Here is a 19,966-nt window from a genome sequence, read left to right on the forward strand (position 1 = left end):
CGGGTCGCCCCGCATGCACGGGGAGCCCACCGGTGTGAGGGTGGCGATTGTGACGATCGCCGAGGACACCGCGCCGGCCCCGGCGGGGGCGCCCGGACCACCGGTGCTGGACAACCGCCGCCGCAACATCGTCTTCGCGACGATCGTGCTGGGCATGCTGCTCGCCGCACTCGACCAGACGATCGTGGGCACCGCGCTGCCGACGATCGTGTCGGACCTCGGCGGCGCGGCGCACATGTCGTGGGTGGTGACCGCCTATCTGCTGGCGGAGACCGTGGCGACCGTGCTCGTCGGCAAGTTCGGCGACCTGTTCGGCCGCAAGCTGGTCTTCCAGGCGTCGGCGGTCATCTTCATCACGGGTTCCTTCCTGTGCGGGCTCGCCACCAACATGACGCTGCTGATCTCCTGGCGCGCGGTGCAGGGCGTCGGAGCGGGCGGTCTGATGGTGACCTCCATGGCGCTGATCGCGGACGTCATCCCGCTGCGCGAACGGGGCAAGTACCAGGGCGCGATCGGGGCCGTCTTCGGTGTGGCCACGGTCATCGGGCCGCTGCTCGGCGGCCTGTTCACGGACCATCTGTCGTGGCGGTGGGCGTTCTACATCAACGTGCCGCTCGCGATCGTCGTCGTGATCGCGGCGGCCCGCACCATCCCCGTGGTGAAGTCGGCGACCCGGCCGGTCATCGACTACCTGGGCATCGCGCTGGTCGCGGTCGGGGCCAGCGCGCTGATCCTGGCGACGAGTTGGGGCGGCAACGAGTACGCCTGGGGCTCGGCGACCATCATCGGCCTGTTCGCCGGCGGTCTGATCGCGCTCGCGCTGTTCTGCTGGGTGGAGACCCGGGCGGCCGAACCGATGCTGCCGATGCGGCTGTTCGGCAACCCGGTCTTCACCGTGTGCTCGATCCTGAGCTTCATCGTGGGCTTCGCGATGCTCGGGGCGATGACCTACCTCCCGACGTATCTGCAGTACGTCGACGGGGACTCGGCCACGATCTCGGGTGTGCGCACGCTGCCCCTGGTCCTCGGGCTGCTCATCGCGTCCGTCTTCAGCGGCAACGTGGTGAGCAAGACCGGCCAGTACCGCCTCTTCCCCATCGTCGGCTCCCTGGTGATGGCGCTCGGGCTGTACCTGATGTCACGCGCGGGACCCGGCACCGGGGCCTGGCTGGAGTCCCTGTACATGTTCGTGCTCGGCACCGGGATCGGGCTGTGCATGCAGGTGCTGACGATCGCCGTGCAGAACACCGTCGAGTACACCGACCTGGGCACCGCGACGTCCGGGGTCACCTTCTTCCGTACGCTGGGCAGTTCGTTCGGCACGGCCGTCTTCGGCACGATCTACACCAACGCGCTCAAGCCCAACCTGGCCGACGGGGTCAGGGCGGCCGCCGAGACGGGCGCCGCCCCGCCGGCCGTCATCGCCAGGGCCGCGCAGAGTCCGGAGGGGCTCCACGATCTGCCGCCGCGGGCGGCCGCGCCCATCATCGACGCCTACGCCGACACCATCCACACGGTGTTCCTGTGGACGGTCCCGGTCGCGCTCCTCGGTTTCGTCGTGGCGCTCTTCCTCAAGCAGGTGGAGCTGCGCGACAGCGCGCGCCTGGGCTCGACGGACATGGGCGAGGGATTCGCGTCCCCGTCCACCGCGGACTCGCAGCGGCTGCTGGAGTTCTCCGTCGCGAAGATCCTCGGCACCACGGAGATGGACACCGCGCGCCGGATCGTCGCCGAGTCCGACACCCGGCTGGACGTGGCGGGCGCCTGGGCCGTCATGCAGGTGGAGCTGTTCACCCGCATGGTCGGGCACGCCAACCTCTCGCTGATCGCGGCCCGGCGCCGTCTGCCTCCCGAGGTGCTCGTCCCGGTCTTCGACCGCATGATCGAGGAGGGCTATCTGACGCGGCACGGCCTGCTGTTCTCGCACACCCCGGCGGGCGAGCGCGAGGCCCGGGTGATCAGCGAGGCCTGGGGCCGTTGGCTCGCCGGGCGTGTGGAGCAGGACATCGGCCGTCCGTCCGGTGCGGAGCTGCGTGCCGCCGTCGACACCATCGCCAAGCGTCTGCTGGTCGAGGACCTGACGGAGGGGCTGCCGGGCCGGCCGCCCGAGCTGTCCGCGGCCGCGTCGGGCTGACCGCGCCGGCTCAGTGGAGCAGGAGCTGTACGCCGCCCACCACCGTCGCCACGATCACGAGGCGTTCGAAGAGAAGCTGGTTGATGCGCTTCACGGCCCACTTCCCGATGAACGCGCCCGGCACGACGAACAGGGCCAGGGCCGCGTCCAGCAGCAGCGAACGGCCGTCGATCAGGCCGAGGCCCGCGCTGAACGGCAGCTTGGAGACGTTGACGATCAGGAAGAAGAAGGCGGAGGTGCCGAGGAAGCCGAGCTTGCGGAAGCCCGCCGAGAGGAGATACATCGACATGACCGGGCCGCCCGCGTTCGCGACCATGGTGGTGAAGCCGCCGAGGACACCGTAGGACCGTGCCTTGGCCCGGCCCGCGCGGGTCACCACCGCGTCGGGTTCCTCGTCCCGGGCGGCGGCCCGGCGGCGCCACAGCGTGATGCCGGTCATCATCAGCAGGGTCGCGCCGATCGAGGCCCGTACGACTCCGTCGTCGGCCCACACCAGGAACAGCGTGCCGAGGACGACGCCGGCGGCGACCGCCGGGAACAGCCGCCACAGCGTGGGCCAGTGGGCGTGCCGCCGGTAGGTGGCGACGGCGAGTACGTCGCCGACGATCAGGAGGGGCAGCAGGACGCCGGTCGAGGCGCGGGCGGGCAGTACGGCGGCGAAGACCGCGAGACTGACCGTGTTGGCGCCGCTGACGGCGGTCTTGGAGAAGCCGACGAGCAGAGCCGCGGCGGCGAGAGCGGCGAACTCCCCCGGGGATATGTGCCAGAGCGTCATCATGTTCATGCGGAGGTCGATGCTATGCCCACGCTTCCCGGCCGGGCGACGAGGGTCCCGCCGGGGGTTTCCCAGGTCAACGCCGCGCCGGAGGCGGCCAGTACGCCCAGAGCGTCCGGTACCCCGAGAGCAGCCGTGCGGCAGGGGCAGGGGTGCGCCAGGGGGGGCGAGTACACCGAGGGCAGGCACTCGGTGCACCGGGGTCGGACGGCACGACAGGGGCAACGAGTACACCAGGAGCGGCCAGCACACCGAGGGCAGTCGGTGCTCCGGGGTCGGCCGGCATGCCGGGGCGGGGCGGTGCACCGGGGTCGGTCAGGACGCCGGGAGCATCCGGTGCGCCAGGGGCGGCCGGTACGCCGGGAACCCCCGGTGCGCCAGGGGTGGTCAGCAGGCCGGGAACCCCCGGTTCAGCGGGGGTTCCCGGTGCGCCGGGGGGCTCCTCCTGTGCCGGAGGGGGTGTTCGGGTCGGCTCGGTGTCAGTGGCGCTCCACCAGGACCGCGCTGCCCTGGCCCACGCCGACGCACATCGTGGCCAGGCCGCGCTCGGCGCCGGTGCGGCGCATGCGGTGCAGCAGGGTGGTGAGGATGCGGGCCCCCGAGGCGCCGAGCGGGTGACCGAGCGCGATGGCGCCGCCGGTCGGGTTGACGAGGTCGGGGTCGATGCCGAGCTGGTCCACGCAGGCGAGGGCCTGGGCGGCGAACGCCTCGTTGAACTCGGCCTCCTGGACGTCGGCGACGGTCCAGCCGACGCGGGCGAGCGCCTTCCGGGTCGCGGGCACCGGGCCGATGCCCATGACATCGGGATCGACGCCGGCCGAGGCCCCGGCGACGTAGCGTCCCAGCGATTCCAGCCCCAGATCGTTCAGGGCCTCCTCGCTGACGAGCAGCACCCCGGCGGCACCGTCGTTCATCGGCGAGGCGTTGCCCGCGGTGACCGTGCCGTCGGCGCGGAACACCGGCCTGAGGCGGGCCAGCTTGTCGAGCGAGGTGTCCTCGCGCACGCACTCGTCGCTGTCGACGACGACACCGTCGGGGCGCTCGACGGGCAGCAGTTCGGCGTCGAAGTACCCGTTCTTGCGGGCGTCCGCCGCACGCTGGTGACTGCGGAGGGCGAACGCGTCCTGCCGCTCGCGCGAGACGCCGTACCGCCCGGCGACCTCCTCCGCGGTCTCCCCCATCGACAGGACGCCGTGCAGGTCCTTCATCGCCGGGTTGACCAGCCGCCAGCCGAGCCGGGTGTCGACGGTCTCGATGCGGTGCGGCAGCGCCTCGTCCGGGCGGGGCAGCACGAAGGGGGCCCGGCTCATCGACTCGGATCCTCCGGCGAGGACGATCTCGGCCTCACCCGAGGCGATGGCACGGGCGGCCGTCGTGATGGCTTCGAGGCCGGAGGCGCAGAGCCGGTTGACGGTGGCGCCGGGCACGCTGTCGGGCAGTCCGGCGAGCAGTGCGGCCATGCGGGCGACATTGCGGTTGTCCTCGCCGGCCTGGTTGGCGGCGCCCCAGTAGACGTCGTCGACACGGGCCGGATCCAGGGTGGGCACCTCGGCGACCAGGGCGCGGACGACGCCCGCGGCGAGGTCGTCGGGCCGCACGGAGGACAGGGCACCGCGCAGCTTGCCGATGGGCGTGCGGCGGGCGGCCGCGAAGTGGACGGGACGCACGACAGGACTCCTGGGGGACGCCGGCGAGGGGACACCGGACATTGATGGACACATACCTTAATTAGCACTGCTAGTTTTGGACTATAGCCCCGCATCGGACCCTTGGGAAGATCCCCCTGCCGCCGGGCTGGACGCCCCCGCCGCCGAGGCGGATGTCCCGCCGTCGGACGGATGCCCCCGCCACCGGGATGACCTCCTGCCGCCGGGATGACCCCCTACCGCCGGTATACGCCTCTCCGCCCCGAAAACCCGCCCCGTACGGGATCGTCCCGTGGACGTGACGACCGGGCGGTGGCCGAGGATCGACGGCCGCCCGTTGCGGCCCCGGCCCGGATGGCAGACTGCTAGCGCGCCCCCGCCGAACCCAGGCCGTCGGGGCAACAGGGCCGACGGAACGGGGAGTTGTCGTATGACGGGGACGGAGTCCGCCGCGGACGGGATCGACACCACCAGGCCGCACCCTGCACGGGTGTACGACTGGTATCTGGGCGGCAAGGACAACTACCCGGTCGACGAACGGCTCGGACAGCAGATCACGGCCCGTGATCCCGGGGCCAAACGGGCCGCGCGCAGCAACCGCTGGTTCATGCAGCGGGCCACCCGGCACCTCGTCCGTACGGCGGGAATCCGCCAGTTCCTGGACATCGGCACCGGCATCCCCACCGAGCCCAACCTCCACCAGATCGCGCAGAGCACCGCTCCGGACGCGCGGGTGGTCTACGTCGACAACGACCCGATCGTCCTCGCCCACGCCGAGGCGCTGCTGCGCGGCACCGACGAGGGCGTCACGGAGTACATCCACGCGGACGTGCGCGAGCCCCGGAAGATCCTCGACGAGGCCGCGCGCGTGCTCGACCTCGACCGGCCCGTCGCCTTGTCGCTGATCGCGCTGATGCATTTCGTCGCCGACGACAGCGGCGCGTACGAACTGGTCGCCACCCTGGTCGACGCGCTGGCGCCGGGCAGCTTCCTGTCGCTGTCCGCGATGACCGCCGACTTCGAGCCCGAGGAGGTCCGCAGGGGCATCGAGGCGTACGCGCGCGGCGGAGTCACCCTGGTGGGCCGCTCGCACGCCGAGGTCGGCCGCTTCTTCGAGGGGCTGGACCTGATCGAGCCCGGTGTCGTCTCGGTGAAGGACTGGCGTCCCGGACTCGCCGAGGGCGAGACCCCGATCGGCGACGAGCCGGTGTCCCTGTACTGCGGGGTCGGCCTGAAGCGGTAGGGCCTGTCGCGCCGGGCGGTTCCGGGCCCGGAGCGGGCGGCCCGGGTCCTTGGACCTGCCGGCCGGGGCGGTCCGGCCCCCGGCCGAGGACCGTCGGCCCCTGCTCCCGCGGGCGCCCGGGCGGCACGCTGGAAAGCCGTCCGAGCAGGAAGCGAGATGGCGAGATGACCCTCATCGTCGGACAGGTGATGACCAGCGAGGTCGTCGAGGCGCACCGGGAGATGTCCTTCAAGGACGTGGCCCGACTGCTGGACCGCTACCGGATCAGCGGGCTGCCCGTCGTGGACGACGACGACAAGGTCGTGGGCGTGATCTCGGAGACCGATCTGCTGCGCCTGCAGGCGAACCGGTCCCGTGGCGGACGCCTCCGGCACCGGCTGCTGCCGTCGCTGCGCCGCGCGCTGCCGTGGCCGCGCCGGCCGGAGCGGACGGCGGGCGGCGTGACGACCGCCGCGGCCGGGGGTGTCCGGGCCACCACCGTGGAACAGCTGATGTCGACGCCCGCGATCACCGTGCATCCGGAGCAGCGTGTGGCGGATGCCGCCCGGGTCATGGAGCGCCATCGCGTCGAACGGCTTCCGGTGGTGGACGAGGAGGACCGGCTGATCGGGATCGCCACCCGCCGTGACCTGCTACGGGTCTTCCTGCGGGCGGACGAGGAGATCCGCCGGGAGGTCGCCGACGACGTGTTCGGGCGCGCGCTGTCACTGCCCCCGCAGGCCGTGACCGTCTCGGTCGGCGACGGAGTGGTGACGCTCGAAGGACGGCTGGAGCGGCGCGGCGACATCCCGGAGGCCATCCGGCTGACGTGGCGGGTCGACGGTGTCGTCGGTGTCATGAACAGCCTGAGCTTCCGCGTCGACGACACCCGCCCCGCCGAGCCGGCGTCGGCGCTCTGACAACGGGCACTGCGAGGTCCGCGCCCCCCGTCCGGCCCCCTGCCCCGCCTCTCTCCCTCCACTTCCCCTCCGCTCCCCCTCTCCCTCCGCTGTCCGTGCGTGTCGGTCCCTGTCCGTCCGGATCGAGTCGGATCAGGCCGGATCAAGGGTCCGGATCAAGGGTGATCCGGCCGTCCCCCGGCCGCGGCGGGCCCTCCGCGCCGCCTCCTGAACCATTCGCGCGTGTTGCCCCCTTCCGCTCCGGAAGCCGTCGCCGCGATCCGCACAGGTGCCCGAACACGGGCGCGGGCGGTCGGGCATCATGGCTTCGACGGGCGGGGAGTGAGGGGATCTCGAATGGACCAGAGCGCACACCTTCCGGAGGAGCCTTCGGCCCCGCAGTTCCGGCTGGACGCCCTGCTGGACGACCTCCAGGAGCAGGTACAGCGTGTGCGCGGCACCCAGAACCGGGTGCACACCCTCCTCGAAGCGGTCCTCGCGATCGGCAGCGACCTGGACCTCGACGTGGTCCTGCGGCAGATCGTGGAATCCGCGGTGCAGCTCGTCGACTGCCGCTACGGCGCGCTCGGCGTCCTCGGCGACGAGGGCGGCATCAAGCAGTTCATCACCGTGGGCATCGACGACGAGACCATCGCCCGGATCGGCCACTACCCCCGCGGGGAGGGCATCCTCGGCCTGCTCATCCGCGAGCCGCACGCACTGCGGCTGCCCGTGCTGAGCGACCACCCGGACTCCGTGGGCTTCCCGCCCGGTCACCCTCCGATGACCACGTTCCTCGGCACTCCCGTGCAGGTCCGCGACAAGATCTTCGGCAACCTGTACCTCACGGAGAAGCACGGCGGATCCGAGTTCGACGCCGAGGACGAGGCGGTACTGCGCACGCTCGGCGCGGCGGCCGGCGTCGCCATCGACAACGCGAGGCTCTACGACGACGCACGGCGCCGCGAGCGCTGGCTGGCCGCGAGCAGCGAGCTGACCCGCACCCTGCTGTCCGGAGCCGACCCGGTCGACGTGCTGCACGCGTTCACGGCGACCGTCCGGGAGCTGTCCGACGCGGACCTGGTCACGCTGGCGCTGCCGCTGACCGGGACCACGGACCTCGTCATCGAGTCCGCCGAGGGGCCCGACGCCGACCAGGTACGGGGGCTGACCCTGCCCGACGGGACGAGCCTCGCGGCCAAGGTGTACGCCTCGGGCGAGCGCATCGTCAGCACCTCGCTCAGCCAGGACCCGCGCACCGGGACGGGCAGCGCGTCCGTCCTCGACCTCGGCCCGGCGTTCGTGATCCCGCTCGGCACCCAGGAGCGGGTGCGGGGTGTCCTCCAGGTCGCGAACCGGCAGGGCGGCACCGTGTTCCCCGACGCCACGATCGACATGATCGAGGGGTTCGCCGGCCACGCCGCGCTGGCCCTGGAGATCGCCGAGCACCGCCGCGACGCGGAACAGCTCCTCGTCCTCAACGACCGCGACCGCATCGCGCGCGACCTGCACGACCTGGCCATCCAGCGGCTCTTCGCCGGCGGGCTCAGCCTGCAGTCGGTGCTCAACCGGCTGGCCGACCGGCCCGACGTCGCCGAACGCGTCCAGCGGGTGGTGGACGACCTCGACGACACGATCAAGGTCGTACGCTCCACGATCTACGCCCTGCGGGAGAGCGACCGGTCCGACGCCACCGCCGGTCTGCGGACCCGGCTCGTCACCGAGGTCGGCCGCGCGGTCGAGACGCTCGGCTTCGCCCCCTCCCTTCGCATGAGCGGCCTGCTGGACACCGACGTGCCCGACGAGCAGCGGGAACACGTGCTCGCGGTGCTGCGTGAGGCACTGTCCAACGCGGCCCGGCACGCCGGGGCCACCGCCGTGGAGGTGACCGCGGAGGCCACCGCCACCGCGCTGCGGCTGCGGGTGGCGGACAACGGCCGCGGCATCGGCCCCGACGTGACGCGGCGCAGCGGTCTCGGCAACATCGGCACCCGCGCCGAACACCTCGGCGGCACCTTCACGCTGACGGCCAACGAGCCGAGCGGCACCGTCCTGGAGTGGACGGTGCCGCTGCACCGGGACGACGAACCCGCCTGACCCCCGTCGTCCCGGGCCGCCCGTGTTCAGCGCCGGTCGGCCGGGGCGGGGCTGTCGTCGATGAAGCCGCCGGACTGGTGGTGCCACAGCTTCGCGTAGGCGCCGTCCGAGGCGAGCAGTTCCTGGTGCGTGCCCTGCTCGACGATCTTTCCGTGGTCGAGGACCACGAGCCGGTCCATGGTGGCGACCGTGCTCAGCCGGTGCGCCACCACGAGCGCCGTGCGCCTCTCCATGAGCCGCCACAGCGCGGACTGGACGAGGATCTCGCTCTCGGAGTCCAGGGCGCTGGTCGCCTCGTCGAGCAGCAGGATCGGCGCGTCGCGCAGGATCGCGCGGGCGAGGGCGACCCGCTGGCGCTGGCCTCCGGACAGCTTGATGCCGCGCTCTCCGACCATGGTCGCGAAACCGTCCGGCAGCGCGTCGGCGAACTCGGTGACGTGGGCCGCCTCGGCCGCGCGGCGGATCTCCTCCTCGGTCGCGTCCGGACGGGCGAAGGCGATGTTGTCCCGCAGCGAGCGGTGGAACATCGCCGGGTCCTGCGGAACGTACGCGATGAGGCTGCGCAGGTCGGCCTGACGCATCTTGCTGATGTCCTGGCCGCCGATCAGGATGCGGCCGCCCTCGATGTCGGTCATCCGCAGCAGCAGCCGGGTGAGGGTGGTCTTGCCGCCGCCCGACCGGCCGACCAGACCGACCTTCGATCCGCTCGGCACGGCCAGTTCGAGTCCGGTGAAGAGCGGCTCGGCCCCGCCGTGGGTGAAGGTCACCTGCTCGAAGCGGACGTCGGCGCCACCGGCCCGCAGCGGCTCGGGAGCGGCCGGGTCGAGCACGGTCGGCGGTGCCATCAACAGCTCGGTGAACTGGGCGGCCTCCGTCAGCGAGCTCTCCAGACGCCGGTAGATCTGGTTGAACTCGAACATGATCCGGGTCGCGTTGGCGTAGTACGTGAAGGCGACCACCACCGCCTCCACGCCGTGCTCGCCGCCGCCGAGCGTGATCGCGAGCAGCAGGCCGAGCGCGTTGGTCAGGACGGACATCGGCGCGACGAAGGTGTCGATGCGCAGGTTGCCGTAGTCCCAGGACTGGAGGGTGAGCCGGCGTGACACCGCGACCCGCGAGCGGTGCTCGGCCGCCTCGCGGTCCTCGGCGGCGAAGGCCCGCACGGTGTCCATGTTCATCAGGCTGTCGGCGACATGGCCCGAGACCCGGGCGATCGCCTCCTCGCGCTCGTCGACCAGTGCCTGACGGCGGCGGATGAGCGGCACCACGCACACCGCGGTCACGGCGATCATCACCAGGAGCCCGACGACGAGCAGCGGTTCGTAGCGCCACAGCACCACCGACCCGAAGATCAGCGGTACGAGGCTGCCCACGACCTGGAACGTCATGGTGTCGACGAATTCCTCGTAGCGGGAGGCGAAGCTCAGCACCCGCTTGGTCAGCGATCCGGCGAAGTTGTCGTGGAAGAACGAGGCGTCCTTGGCGAACAGCTCGTCCATGCCGATCACGTACAGCCGCTCGATGCCGAGGGCGTCCAGACGGTTCAGGCAGTGCAGGCCGAGGCGCCAGAACGCCTCCGCGAGGAGCAGGACACCGCCGAAGGCGAGGACGTACGGCAGGGCCTCACCGGCGGAGACGCCGCTGCCGTCGGCCGCGATACGGCCGACGAGCTTGGCGACGACGAGCGGTGCGACGTAGCTGATGCCGATGTTGCCCAGCGCGGGCAGCAGCATGCCCGGCACGGTCAGCCGGCGGAGCCTGCGCAGCTCCCTTCCGTAGTAGCGAAGTGCGAGGAGGACCGGGCCCTTGCCCGGTAAGGCCTTGCGCGATTCAGGAGATGCCATCACAACCCTGTGTCGTCGTACGGCTGCCCGCCGCACCGTCCGGGCCCCGCGCCGCCTCGGTTCCCCGGGCGTCGATGTCCGGACATGGGAAGGCAAGAGGTTGCATAATCCCGCGGCGGCGGCCACGCGGTCCAAGCGTTTTTCTCGGCCACCGGCGGCCCTGGCCGGGATCGCGACGCGGCGCCGGCCCTCCCGCGGCGCCGCGCGCGGCGGCCTCCTCACGCCTCCCGGCGGCCTTGCTCCGGTGGCAGGAGCCCGTCGGCGGGGGTTGGATCGGTCTGAGCGATCGTTGCCGACTCATCGAGGTGTTCCGTCGTGACGGATGGATACGGTTCGAAAGCCGACTCGGCGGGCGAGGAGCTGGGTGACGCGCTCCTGGACGCGCTGTTCTCCCGGTCTCCGGCCGGTCTGCACATCTACGACCGGCACCTGCGGCTCGTACGGGTGAACACCGCCGCGCGCATGATGCGCGACTTCCCGATCGACCGCATGATCGGGTGCTCCCTGTCCGAGATACTCCTGGCCTTCGACGTCTCCGACCGGGGTGTCATCGAGCGGACGGCCCGGCGGGTGCTGGAGTCCGGCAGTCCCGTGTTCGACCTGGCGTTCCGGCTGCGCAGCCGGCGTGAGCCCACGGTCGACGCGGTCGTCTCGGCCACGGTTCTCCGGCTCCAGCGCGCCGACGGAACCGTGCTCGGGGTCGCCGCCGCGCTGACCGACGTCACCGCCCGCGCCCGGGCCGAGGCGGATCTGCGTCTGCTGAACGAGGCGGCCACCCGGGTCGGTACGACGCTGGACGTGTTCCGCACCGCCGCGGAGTTCAGCGACCTCGCCGTCCCCCGTCTGGCCGACACCGTGACCGTCGACGTCTACGACACCGTCGTACGCGGCCACGCGCCCACTCCGGAGTCCCGCGACCAGGGGGCGGCGCTGCGGCGCGCCGGGTTCCGCTCCGCGGCCGGTCCCGAGTACCAGGGCGTGCCCAAGATGGGCGAGATCACCACCTATCCGCCGGCCACGCCCTACCGGGCCGCCCTGGACACCCTGGCGCCCCGGCTGATCAGCCGGCTGAACCCGGACGCCTCCTGGCTGGACGCGGACCGGCGGCGCGACGCCCGGATCCTGGCCGTGGGCGTGCACTCCATGCTGCTCGTCCCCATCCGGGCCCGGGGCCTGGTGCTCGGACTCGCCTGCTTCTACCGGTGGCGCAATCCCGCCCCGTTCGACGACAAGGACCTGGCCCTCGCGGAACAGCTCACCACCCACGCCGCTCTCTGCCTGGACAACGCCCGCCAGTACGGACGCGAACGCTCCACGGCCCGCATCCTCACGGGACGGCTCACCTCTCCCGAGACGCCCAGGGCCGCCGCCGTCGACCTCGCCCACACCTACCTGCCCGCCGGGACGGGCGGCGCCTGGTTCGACGTCATCCCCCTGTCCGGCGCCAGGATCGCGCTCGTCGCCGGGGACACGTCCGCGGAGGCGGACGCCGCCGATCCCGCGGCCATGGGCGAACTGCGGGCCGCGATCGAGGCGCTGTCCGACCTCGACCTGCCACCCGACGAGATCCTGGAACGCCTGCACGACCTCGCCAGCCGCCCCCAGCCGGTCCCGGCCGGCATGCCGGGCCTCCCCGCCTCCGACAGCGCTCCGGCGAGCTGTCTCTACGTCGTCTACGACCCGGCCACCCGCCTGTGCACGGCGGCGAGCGCGGGACACCCGGCGCCCCTCCTGCTCCACCCGGGCGGACAGGTCGAGACCCTCGACGTCGCCCCCGGCCCCCCGCTGGGCCAGGGCATCGCCGACTACCGCGCGACCGAACGGGCCCTGCCCGCGGGCAGCACCCTGATGCTCTACAACACCGCCCTGCTGGCCGATCCGCCGGCCATGGAGCGGTCGCTGCCGAGCAGGATCGCCGACGCCGCGCCCGGCCCCTCCCTGCAGGGGCTGTGCGACTCCCTCGCCCTCGACCTGGTCGCCGACCGGCTCGAGCACGACGCCTTCCTGCTCCTGGCCCGCACCCGCGCGCTCGGCCCCGACCAGACCAGAGTCTGGACCTTCCCCAACAACCCGGCGATCGTCTCCCTGGCACGCAAGACCATCAGCGCCCAGCTCGCCGACTGGGAGGTCGGCCCCGACCTCGTCGACAACACCGCGCTCATCGTCAGCGAGCTGGTGACCAACGCCGTCCGGTACGCCAAGGGCCCGATCCGGCTGCGCCTGATCCTCGGTGACACCCTCACCTGCGAGGTCGCCGACGACAGCAGCACCGCCCCGCACCTGCGCCGGGCGCTGGACACGGACGAGAACGGGCGCGGGCTGTTCATCACCGCGCAGCTCACCCGCCGCTGGGGTGTCCGGGGCGTGAGCCGGGGCAAGGCGATCTGGGCCGAACAGGAACTCGTACCGTCTCCTCCGGCCTCGATGCCGCAGGAGCAGGCACCGGTCGGAGCGGGGACACCGTAGGACGTGCGGGCGCGGGTCGCGGGGACACCCGGGAGACGCCGAAGGCCGCCCTCTCGTGGATGAGAGGACGGCCTCGGACCTGCGACTACGGAGAAGACTCCAGTCGGGACGACAGGATTTGAACCTGCGACCCCTTGACCCCCAGTCAAGTGCGCTACCAAGCTGCGCCACGTCCCGATGCCCGTCTGACCTGGGGTTTCCCCTGGCTGGACGCGCACGGAAACAATACCGCACTCACACCGGTGGTCGCGCACCCGTTTTGCGCGGGCCGGGTGGCCGGACAGCGTGTTCGAGCGGTACGGCGGCGGTGCCCGGCGACCGGGACGCGGGGCCGTCGACCCGCACCAGGTCCCGGATCGCGGGCACGGAGAGCAGGGCCAGGCAGACGACGAGGGACATGACGCCGGCCACGAGCAGGACGTTGTCGGCGCCGAGGGCCGCGGCGGCGGGCCCCGCGAGCGCCTGGCCGACGGGCAGCATCGCCAGGGAGCCCGCGACGTCGTAGGCGTGGATGCGGTTGAGGACGTCGGGGGCGACCTGCGTCTGCACACTCGTCGCCCACATCACGCCCCAGAGCGAGGTCCCCGCTCCGGCGATCACCGCGCACCCCGACACGGCCGCCACACCGAACCCGGCCCCCACGGAGGCGGGAAAGCAGGCGAAGGCCAGGAGGGCGAAGGACCCGGCGCGCAGCATGCGGCGCGGACGCAGCCGCAGGGCGAGGAGCCCGCCGACGACGGTGCCCGCGCCGAGGGCGGAGTTGATCAGGCCGTAGGCGCGCGGGCCGTGCGCCCGCACCACCTCGGTCGCCACCAGGGGGACGGTCGGACCCCAGACGGAGATCATGTAGACGCACCAGATCACGATGACGCCCCACAGCCACGTTCGGGATCTGAACTCCCGCCAGCCTTCGGCGAGATCGGCCCGGAAGCCGGCGCTGTGGGGCCGGCTTCCGGGCGGTGCCGGGGGCAGCCGGAGCAGGACGAGGCACAGGGCGCTCAGCGCGTAGGTGCCGGCGTGGGCGACGAAGACCCCTCCGGCGGAGGCGAACGCGACCAGCATGCCCGCGAGGGCGGGACCGGCGAGCTGGGCGGCGGACTCGGCGATCCGGATGGCCCCGTTGGCGCCCTGGATGTCGGCGGCCAGGCGCGGGACGGTGCTGGCGACGCCGGGCTGGAAGACGGCACCGGCCACGCCGTTGACCGCGCCGATCACACAGACCTGCCAGAGGACCACGTGACCGGCGAAGAAGAGGGCCGCGGCGATCGCCTGGGCCACGAGCCGTACGAGGTCTGCGCCGATCATCAGCTTGCGGGTGCTGAAGCGGTCGGCGATCACTCCGCCGAAGACGACCAGCGCGGCGAAGGGGGCGGCCGAGGCGGCCATGGCGAGGCCGACGGCTCCGACTCCGTATCCGTACCGCAGCAGTCCCGCGGCGAGCGCCACCGGCAGCATGGTCTCGCCGAGCCGGGCGAGGGCCCGCGCGACGAAGAACAGGGCGAAGTCCCGCGACCAGACGGGCCGGCTCCGCCGTCCGTCGAGCGGACCGCCCCGGGCCCGGCCCGGGCCCTGCCTCCCGGAAGCCTCAGGACCGCGTGCGTCCGCGCCGTCCCCGCCGACGTCGCTTTCCCCATCCCGGCCACCGTCCGCCGGGTGGCTCGTCACCGTGTCGTCGCACGGCACTCCGTCCGGCGGCTCCTCGCCGGATGACGTCCTGGACATGCCTCTCGTGCCCCTCCCCCTGCCCCGACGGCTCCCCCACGAAGCCGTACGCGCCACGCCGCGTCCCCGTGCTCCGGATCGAGTACGGCTCCGGATCACTCCCGACGCGGATCATGCCACGGGGCACCGCCGGCGCAGGGGCCGTTTCAGTCGGCGGACGGCAGGCCGAGCTCGGGGTGGGCGTCGGCGAGCCGGGGCGGGGCCGCCTGGCGCCAGGAGTCGGCGAGGATGGCGCGGAGTTCGTCGTCGTCCTCCAGGGCGGAGAGCCGGGCGCGGACCCAGGCGAAGCCGGCCTCGTGGTCGGCGATCCAGAACTTCTCCGGCTCGGCCAGGACCAGTTCGTCGCGCTCCTCCTTCGGACAGCGCACGGCGATGGAGGTCTCCGCCTCGGGCAGGGTGGCGAACATCTTTCCCGCGACCCGGAAGGTGGGCATGCTCCAGGCGATCTTCTCCGTCGTGTCCGGCAGGGAGAGGGCGATACGGCGTACGTCTTCGGCATCCGGCATGAGACGCACGGTAGCCAACGCCACTGACATCGACGCGGCGAAGCACGACGTCAGGAGCCGTCGGGCATCGACGCGGCGAAGCCCGACCTCAGGAGCCGTCGGCGAGCGCTCCGAGCCGCTTGTAGAAGATCGTCGTCGGGCGCAGCTCGCCCGACGGTGCCGCCGCGTAGTCCGGTATGGCTCCGATCCGGGTCCAGCCCGCCGAGAGGTACAGCGACTCGGCGGGACTGCCGGTCTCGGTGTCCAGATGCAGGAGGGTGATCCCGGCGGCGGCCGCCGCCGTCTCGGCGGCCGCGAGGAGCGTACGGCCCACGCCCTGTCCGCGGCCGTCGCGGTGGACCATCAGCTTGACGAGTTCGGCGCGGTGTCGGCTGTTGGGCTTGTCCGGGAAGGCGAGGGCGACGGTGCCGAGCAGCCGGCCGTCCACATGGGCCGTCCAGACCGCGTGACGACCGGCCGCGACCTCGTCCGCGCGCTCGCGCCACCAGGCGAGGGCCGCCGCGTGGCCGAGCGGGGCGAGGAATCCGATCGAGGCGCCGCCGTCCACGGTGTCGGTGAGCAGGCCCGCCAATTCGTCGGCTCCGGCGTGGAGTTCGGCCGCGCCGAGGCGCTTGACGGTGATCACGGCAGCACCACCGCCAGCGCGTACCGCACGTCCGCGGGGCCGGGACAGCGAAAGCGCGTCGGCCCCCACACCCGCAGCCGGAGACAGTCACCGGCGTCGAGACGGTGCTCGGCGTCCTGCGCGGTCACGTCGAGGCTGCCGTCGAGCACCCAGATGTGCTGTTCGAGGCCGGGCACGGGAGGCCGGTCGTACGCGATGTCCGCGCCGGCCGTGAGCCGGCCCTCCACCAGTTCGCCGCGCAGTCCCGCGTGCGGCGGCGACACCGATCGCCGGACGAACCCGGAGGCCTGGTCCGTCCACACCGTCTGCTCGGCGGCGCGGACCAGGAGCGCGGACTCCCGTTCGACCTCGCTGAGCAGCTGCGACATCGTCCGCCCGTACACGTGGCAGAGGCGGTTGAGGAGGGAGGCCGTGGGGCTGATCTCGGCACGCTCCGCACGGGACAGGGTCGATCTGCTGATCCCGCTGCGCTCCGCCAACTCGCCCAGGGTCCAGCCCCGTTCGGCCCTCAGTTCGGCCAGCCGCGCCCCGAGCCGGACATCGACCTCGGCATCATCGTCGCTTCCCATATTCGGGATGCTATCCCATATCCGGGAGCAGTCTACGGGCCAGGCGGGCTCAGTCGACCGTGGCCGCCTGCGTCAGCGCCTCCAGGACGGGCCGGATCAGCGGATGGTCCTCGGCGCCGCGGCGCACGGCGGCGAAGACGCGGCGGGTGGGGGCCACGCCGTCCACGGGACGCACGACCACGCCCGCGAGGTCCATGCCCCGCAGCGCCGAGCGCGGCACCAGGGCGACGCCCGCGTCGGCGGAGGCGAGGGCGACGACGGCACGGAAGTCGTCCGAGGAGTGTTCGAGGCGCGGCTGGAATCCGGCGTTCTCGCAGGCCAGGACGACCACGTCATGGCAGGGGTTGCCCGGGTACGGGCCGATCCAGGGGTCCTTGGCCAGCTCGGCGAGGGGCACCTCCTCGACGTCGGCCAGCCGGTGGGAGACGGGGACGACCGCGTCGAAGGGCTCGGCGTACAGCGGGACGTGCGTCAGGCGCGGGTCGTCCGCGTCCGGTGCGCCGCGGTACTCGACGGCCACCGCGATGTCGACCTGCCGGTCCAGCACCATCGGCAGGCTGGCGTCGCCCTCGGCGTCCTGGACGCGGACGAGGATGCCGGGCGAGGTGACGGCGAGGCGGGCCAGGGCGGGGGCCACGACCAGACCGATGCCGGTCGCGAAGGAGGCCACGGTGACCGTACCGGCCGAGCCTGCGCTGTAAGCGGCCAACTCGGCCTCCGCGCGCTCCAGTTGGGCCAGCACGGCGTTGGTGTGGCTCAGCAGGATCTCGCCGGCGGGTGTGAGCCGTACCCCCTTGGCGCCGCGCTCGACGAGCCGGTGGCCCGTCTCCTGCTCCAGGGCGGTGAGCTGCTGCGAGACCGCCGAGGGCGTGAGATACAGCGCGGCGGCCGCCGCCGTGACCGTGCGGTGGTCGGCCACCGCACGGAGGATGTGGAGCCGCCGCGCTTCGATCATGCGACCGATTCTCTCAGGTCACACGTGATTTCCGGCCATCGGCCGGTGTGCGCCCCCGGCGTGGGGGGCGCGTGCCCACCGTCAGGCGTCGAGTTCCGCCCGCGCCGCCACGAAGGCGTCGACGGCCCGGTTCACGTCCTCGGTGGAGTGACCCGCCGAGAGCTGGACCCGGATACGGGCCGCGCCCTGCGGGACGACCGGGTAGGAGAACCCGATCACGTACACGCCACGCTCCAGGAGCAGCTCCGCCATGCGGCCGGCGACGGACGCGTCACCGATCATGACGGGGGCGATCGCGTGGTCGCCGGGGAGGATGTCGAAGCCCTCCTCGGTCATCCGGGAGCGGAACAGCGCGGTGTTCTCCGCGAGCCGGACGCGCAGGTCGTCGGCGGACTCCAGCAGGTCGAGGACCTTCAGGGAGGCCGCGGCGATCACCGGGGCGAGCGTGTTCGAGAAGAGGTACGGGCGGGACCGCTGGCGCAGCAGGGCGACGATCTCGGCGCGGGCGGCGACGTAACCGCCGGAGGCGCCGCCGAGGGCCTTGCCGAGGGTGCCGGTGATGATGTCGACGCGGTCCATGACCCCGTGCAGCTCGGGGGTGCCGCGGCCGCCGGGGCCGACGAAGCCGACGGCGTGCGAGTCGTCGACCATGACCATCGCGTCGTAACGCTCGGCGAGGTCGCAGATCTCGTCGAGCGGGGCGACGTAGCCGTCCATCGAGAAGACGCCGTCGGTGACGATCAGACGGCGGCGCGCGCCGGAGGCCTCCTTGAGCTGCGCCTCCAGGTCGGCCATGTCGCGGTTGGCGTACCGGAAGCGGCGCGCCTTGGACAGCCGGATGCCGTCGATGATCGAGGCGTGGTTGAGGGCGTCGGAGATGACCGCGTCCTCGGCGCCGAGGAGGGTCTCGAAGACACCTCCGTTGGCGTCGAAGCAGGAGGAGTAGAGGATCGTGTCCTCCTGGCCGAGGAACGCGGACAGCCGCGCCTCCAGCTCCTTGTGCACCTCCTGCGTACCGCAGATGAAGCGCACGGAGGCCATGCCGTAGCCCCAGCGGTCGAGCGCCGCGTGGGCGGCGGCGACGACCTCGGGGTGGTCGGCGAGACCGAGGTAGTTGTTCGCGCAGAAGTTGAGGACCTCACCGGGGCGGCCGCCCGCGGTGACGTTCACGGTCGCGGACTGCGGGGTGCCGATGACCCGCTCGGGCTTGTGCAGCCCGGCGGCGCGGATCTCGTCGAGGGTGGTGCGCAGGTCGTCACGGACGGAGTCGAACATCATCAGTTCCTTAGAGTCCTCAGAGGGTCCAGTCGAGAATGACCTTGCCGCCGCGGCCGCCGGCCGCGTCGTCGAACGCCGCCTCGAAGTCCCGGAACCCGTAGCGGCCGGTGATCACGGGCATGAGGTCGAGGCCGCTCTCCAGGAGCACCGACATCGCGTACCAGGTCTCGAACATCTCGCGGCCGTAGATGCCCTTGATCGTGATCATGGAGGTGACGATCCGGGCCCAGTCGACCGGGAACTCCGCCGACGGCAGGCCCAGCATGGCGATCCGTCCGCCGTGGGTCATGTTGGCGATCATGTCGCGCATCGCCTCGGGGCGGCCGGACATCTCCAGGCCGATGTCGAAGCCCTCGCGCAGGCCGAGGGTGCGCTGGCCGTCGGCGATCGTCGAGCCGGAGACGTTGAGGGCGAGGCTGACGCCGATCTTGCGGGCCAGTTCCAGGCGCTCCTCGCTGACGTCGGTGATGACGACGTTGCGGGCGCCGGCGTGGCGGGCCACGGCGGCGGCCATCAGGCCGATCGGTCCGGCGCCGGTGATCAGGACGTCCTCGCCGACCAGCGGGAAGGACAGCGCGGTGTGCACGGCGTTGCCGAACGGGTCGAAGATCGCGGCGACGTCCAGGTCGACGGGGACGCGGTGCACCCACACGTTGGTGGCGGGCAGCACGACGTACTCGGCGAACGCGCCGTCACGGCCGACGCCTAGGCCGACGGTGGCACGGCAGAGGTGGCGGCGTCCGGCGAGACAGTTGCGGCACTTGCCGCAGACCAGGTGGCCCTCGCCGCTGACGCGGTCGCCGATGTTGATGTCGGTGACGTCGCGGCCGGTCTCGACGACCTCGCCGACGAACTCGTGGCCGAGCACGAGGGGCGTGGTGATGGTCTGCTGCGCCCAGCCGTCCCAGTTGCGGATGTGCAGGTCGGTGCCGCAGATCCCGGTCCTGAGAACCTTGATCAGTACGTCCCCGGGGCCGGCCTGCGGCTCCGGGACGTCCGTGAGCCAGAGTCCGGGCTCCGCCTTCTCCTTGACCAGCGCCTTCACTCGTACGGCTCCTGTGCGTGAGGTCCCGGGAAGGGGCACGACGAAGCGGCCCGTACCGGGGAGAGGGGTGTGTTCACCCAGGAATCTGCCGTACGTCGGCGCCCCGGGTCCATCGAGGATTTCTTAAGCGCGGCCCCAGCTTTCCTTCACGCCCGCGATCTCCCGGCCCGTCCCGGGGCCGGT

General features: G+C 72.4%; 15 protein-coding genes and 1 tRNA gene. 5 read left to right on the top strand and 11 right to left on the bottom strand.

The annotated features are described in order from the left end of the window. Positions 1-13: 13 nt before the first annotated feature. The gene (locus ACFYYF_RS04255) at positions 14-2,134 is read left to right on the top strand and encodes an MDR family MFS transporter (RefSeq protein ID WP_388771230.1); all 2,121 of its coding nucleotides are present in this window, start codon (positions 14-16) and stop codon (positions 2,132-2,134) included. 10 nt (positions 2,135-2,144) lie between these two features. Here ACFYYF_RS04255 and ACFYYF_RS04260 read toward each other — a convergent pair whose 3' ends face one another. Together ACFYYF_RS04260 and ACFYYF_RS04265 are read right to left on the bottom strand one after the other, a co-directional pair. After that, positions 2,145-2,918 (bottom strand): sulfite exporter TauE/SafE family protein, encoded by a 774-nt coding sequence (locus ACFYYF_RS04260; RefSeq protein ID WP_388771232.1) that lies wholly within the window; start codon positions 2,916-2,918, stop codon positions 2,145-2,147. Positions 2,919-3,388: 470 nt separating this feature from the next. Further along, complete coding sequence (locus tag ACFYYF_RS04265) at positions 3,389-4,576, bottom strand: thiolase family protein (RefSeq protein WP_388771234.1); 1,188 nt, start codon at positions 4,574-4,576, stop codon at positions 3,389-3,391. A 409-nt stretch (positions 4,577-4,985) separates the two neighbouring features. On the opposite strand from ACFYYF_RS04265, the gene ACFYYF_RS04270 reads away from it, so the two are divergent. The 3 genes from ACFYYF_RS04270 to ACFYYF_RS04280 all read left to right on the top strand — a co-directional run bounded on the left by ACFYYF_RS04270 (position 4,986) and on the right by ACFYYF_RS04280 (position 8,773). Next, positions 4,986-5,798: an SAM-dependent methyltransferase gene (locus tag ACFYYF_RS04270; protein WP_388771237.1), complete on the top strand. Its 813-nt coding sequence runs from the start codon at positions 4,986-4,988 to the stop codon at positions 5,796-5,798. A 164-nt stretch (positions 5,799-5,962) separates the two neighbouring features. Beyond that, the gene (locus tag ACFYYF_RS04275; protein ID WP_388771239.1) at positions 5,963-6,697 is read left to right on the top strand and encodes a CBS domain-containing protein; all 735 of its coding nucleotides are present in this window, start codon (positions 5,963-5,965) and stop codon (positions 6,695-6,697) included. A 336-nt stretch (positions 6,698-7,033) separates the two neighbouring features. Beyond that, positions 7,034-8,773 (top strand): GAF domain-containing protein, encoded by a 1,740-nt coding sequence (locus ACFYYF_RS04280; protein ID WP_388771242.1) that lies wholly within the window; start codon positions 7,034-7,036, stop codon positions 8,771-8,773. Between the two features lie 26 nt (positions 8,774-8,799). Here ACFYYF_RS04280 and ACFYYF_RS04285 read toward each other — a convergent pair whose 3' ends face one another. Then, complete coding sequence (locus ACFYYF_RS04285) at positions 8,800-10,617, bottom strand: ABC transporter ATP-binding protein (RefSeq protein ID WP_388771244.1); 1,818 nt, start codon at positions 10,615-10,617, stop codon at positions 8,800-8,802. Between the two features lie 315 nt (positions 10,618-10,932). Between ACFYYF_RS04285 and ACFYYF_RS04290 the strand changes: the two genes are divergently transcribed. Further along, complete coding sequence (locus ACFYYF_RS04290) at positions 10,933-13,083, top strand: SpoIIE family protein phosphatase (RefSeq protein WP_388771246.1); 2,151 nt, start codon at positions 10,933-10,935, stop codon at positions 13,081-13,083. Between the two features lie 103 nt (positions 13,084-13,186). Here the strand turns inward: ACFYYF_RS04290 and ACFYYF_RS04295 are convergent. The 8 genes from ACFYYF_RS04295 to tdh form a co-directional block, all read right to left on the bottom strand. Then, positions 13,187-13,260, bottom strand: a tRNA-Pro gene (locus ACFYYF_RS04295). A gap of 57 nt (positions 13,261-13,317) precedes the next feature. Beyond that, positions 13,318-14,805 carry an MFS transporter gene (locus ACFYYF_RS04300; protein ID WP_388771249.1) on the bottom strand — a complete coding sequence of 496 codons (1,488 nt, stop codon included), beginning with the start codon at positions 14,803-14,805 and terminating at the stop codon, positions 13,318-13,320. Positions 14,806-14,951: 146 nt separating this feature from the next. Beyond that, positions 14,952-15,311 carry an MmcQ/YjbR family DNA-binding protein gene (locus tag ACFYYF_RS04305; protein WP_388771251.1) on the bottom strand — a complete coding sequence of 120 codons (360 nt, stop codon included), beginning with the start codon at positions 15,309-15,311 and terminating at the stop codon, positions 14,952-14,954. Positions 15,312-15,399: 88 nt separating this feature from the next. Then, on the bottom strand, positions 15,400-15,933 hold the full coding sequence (locus ACFYYF_RS04310; protein ID WP_388771567.1) for a GNAT family N-acetyltransferase: 534 nt from the start codon (positions 15,931-15,933) through the stop codon (positions 15,400-15,402). Next, on the bottom strand, positions 15,933-16,505 hold the full coding sequence (locus ACFYYF_RS04315; protein WP_361676107.1) for an XRE family transcriptional regulator: 573 nt from the start codon (positions 16,503-16,505) through the stop codon (positions 15,933-15,935). The genes ACFYYF_RS04310 and ACFYYF_RS04315 overlap by 1 nt, the downstream gene beginning before the upstream one ends. Positions 16,506-16,554: 49 nt before the next feature. Then, positions 16,555-17,460 carry a LysR family transcriptional regulator gene (locus ACFYYF_RS04320; protein ID WP_388771253.1) on the bottom strand — a complete coding sequence of 302 codons (906 nt, stop codon included), beginning with the start codon at positions 17,458-17,460 and terminating at the stop codon, positions 16,555-16,557. A gap of 81 nt (positions 17,461-17,541) precedes the next feature. Further along, positions 17,542-18,735, bottom strand: coding sequence for a glycine C-acetyltransferase (locus ACFYYF_RS04325; protein ID WP_361676290.1), 1,194 nt, complete (start codon positions 18,733-18,735; stop codon positions 17,542-17,544). Positions 18,736-18,754: 19 nt separating this feature from the next. Beyond that, positions 18,755-19,783 carry an L-threonine 3-dehydrogenase gene (tdh, locus tag ACFYYF_RS04330; protein WP_361676113.1) on the bottom strand — a complete coding sequence of 343 codons (1,029 nt, stop codon included), beginning with the start codon at positions 19,781-19,783 and terminating at the stop codon, positions 18,755-18,757. Between the last annotated feature and the right edge of the window lie 183 nt (positions 19,784-19,966).

Origin of the sequence: Streptomyces sp. NPDC001914, assembly GCF_042891215.1 — a bacterium.
Classification (GTDB): Bacteria; Actinomycetota; Actinomycetes; order Streptomycetales; family Streptomycetaceae; genus Streptomyces.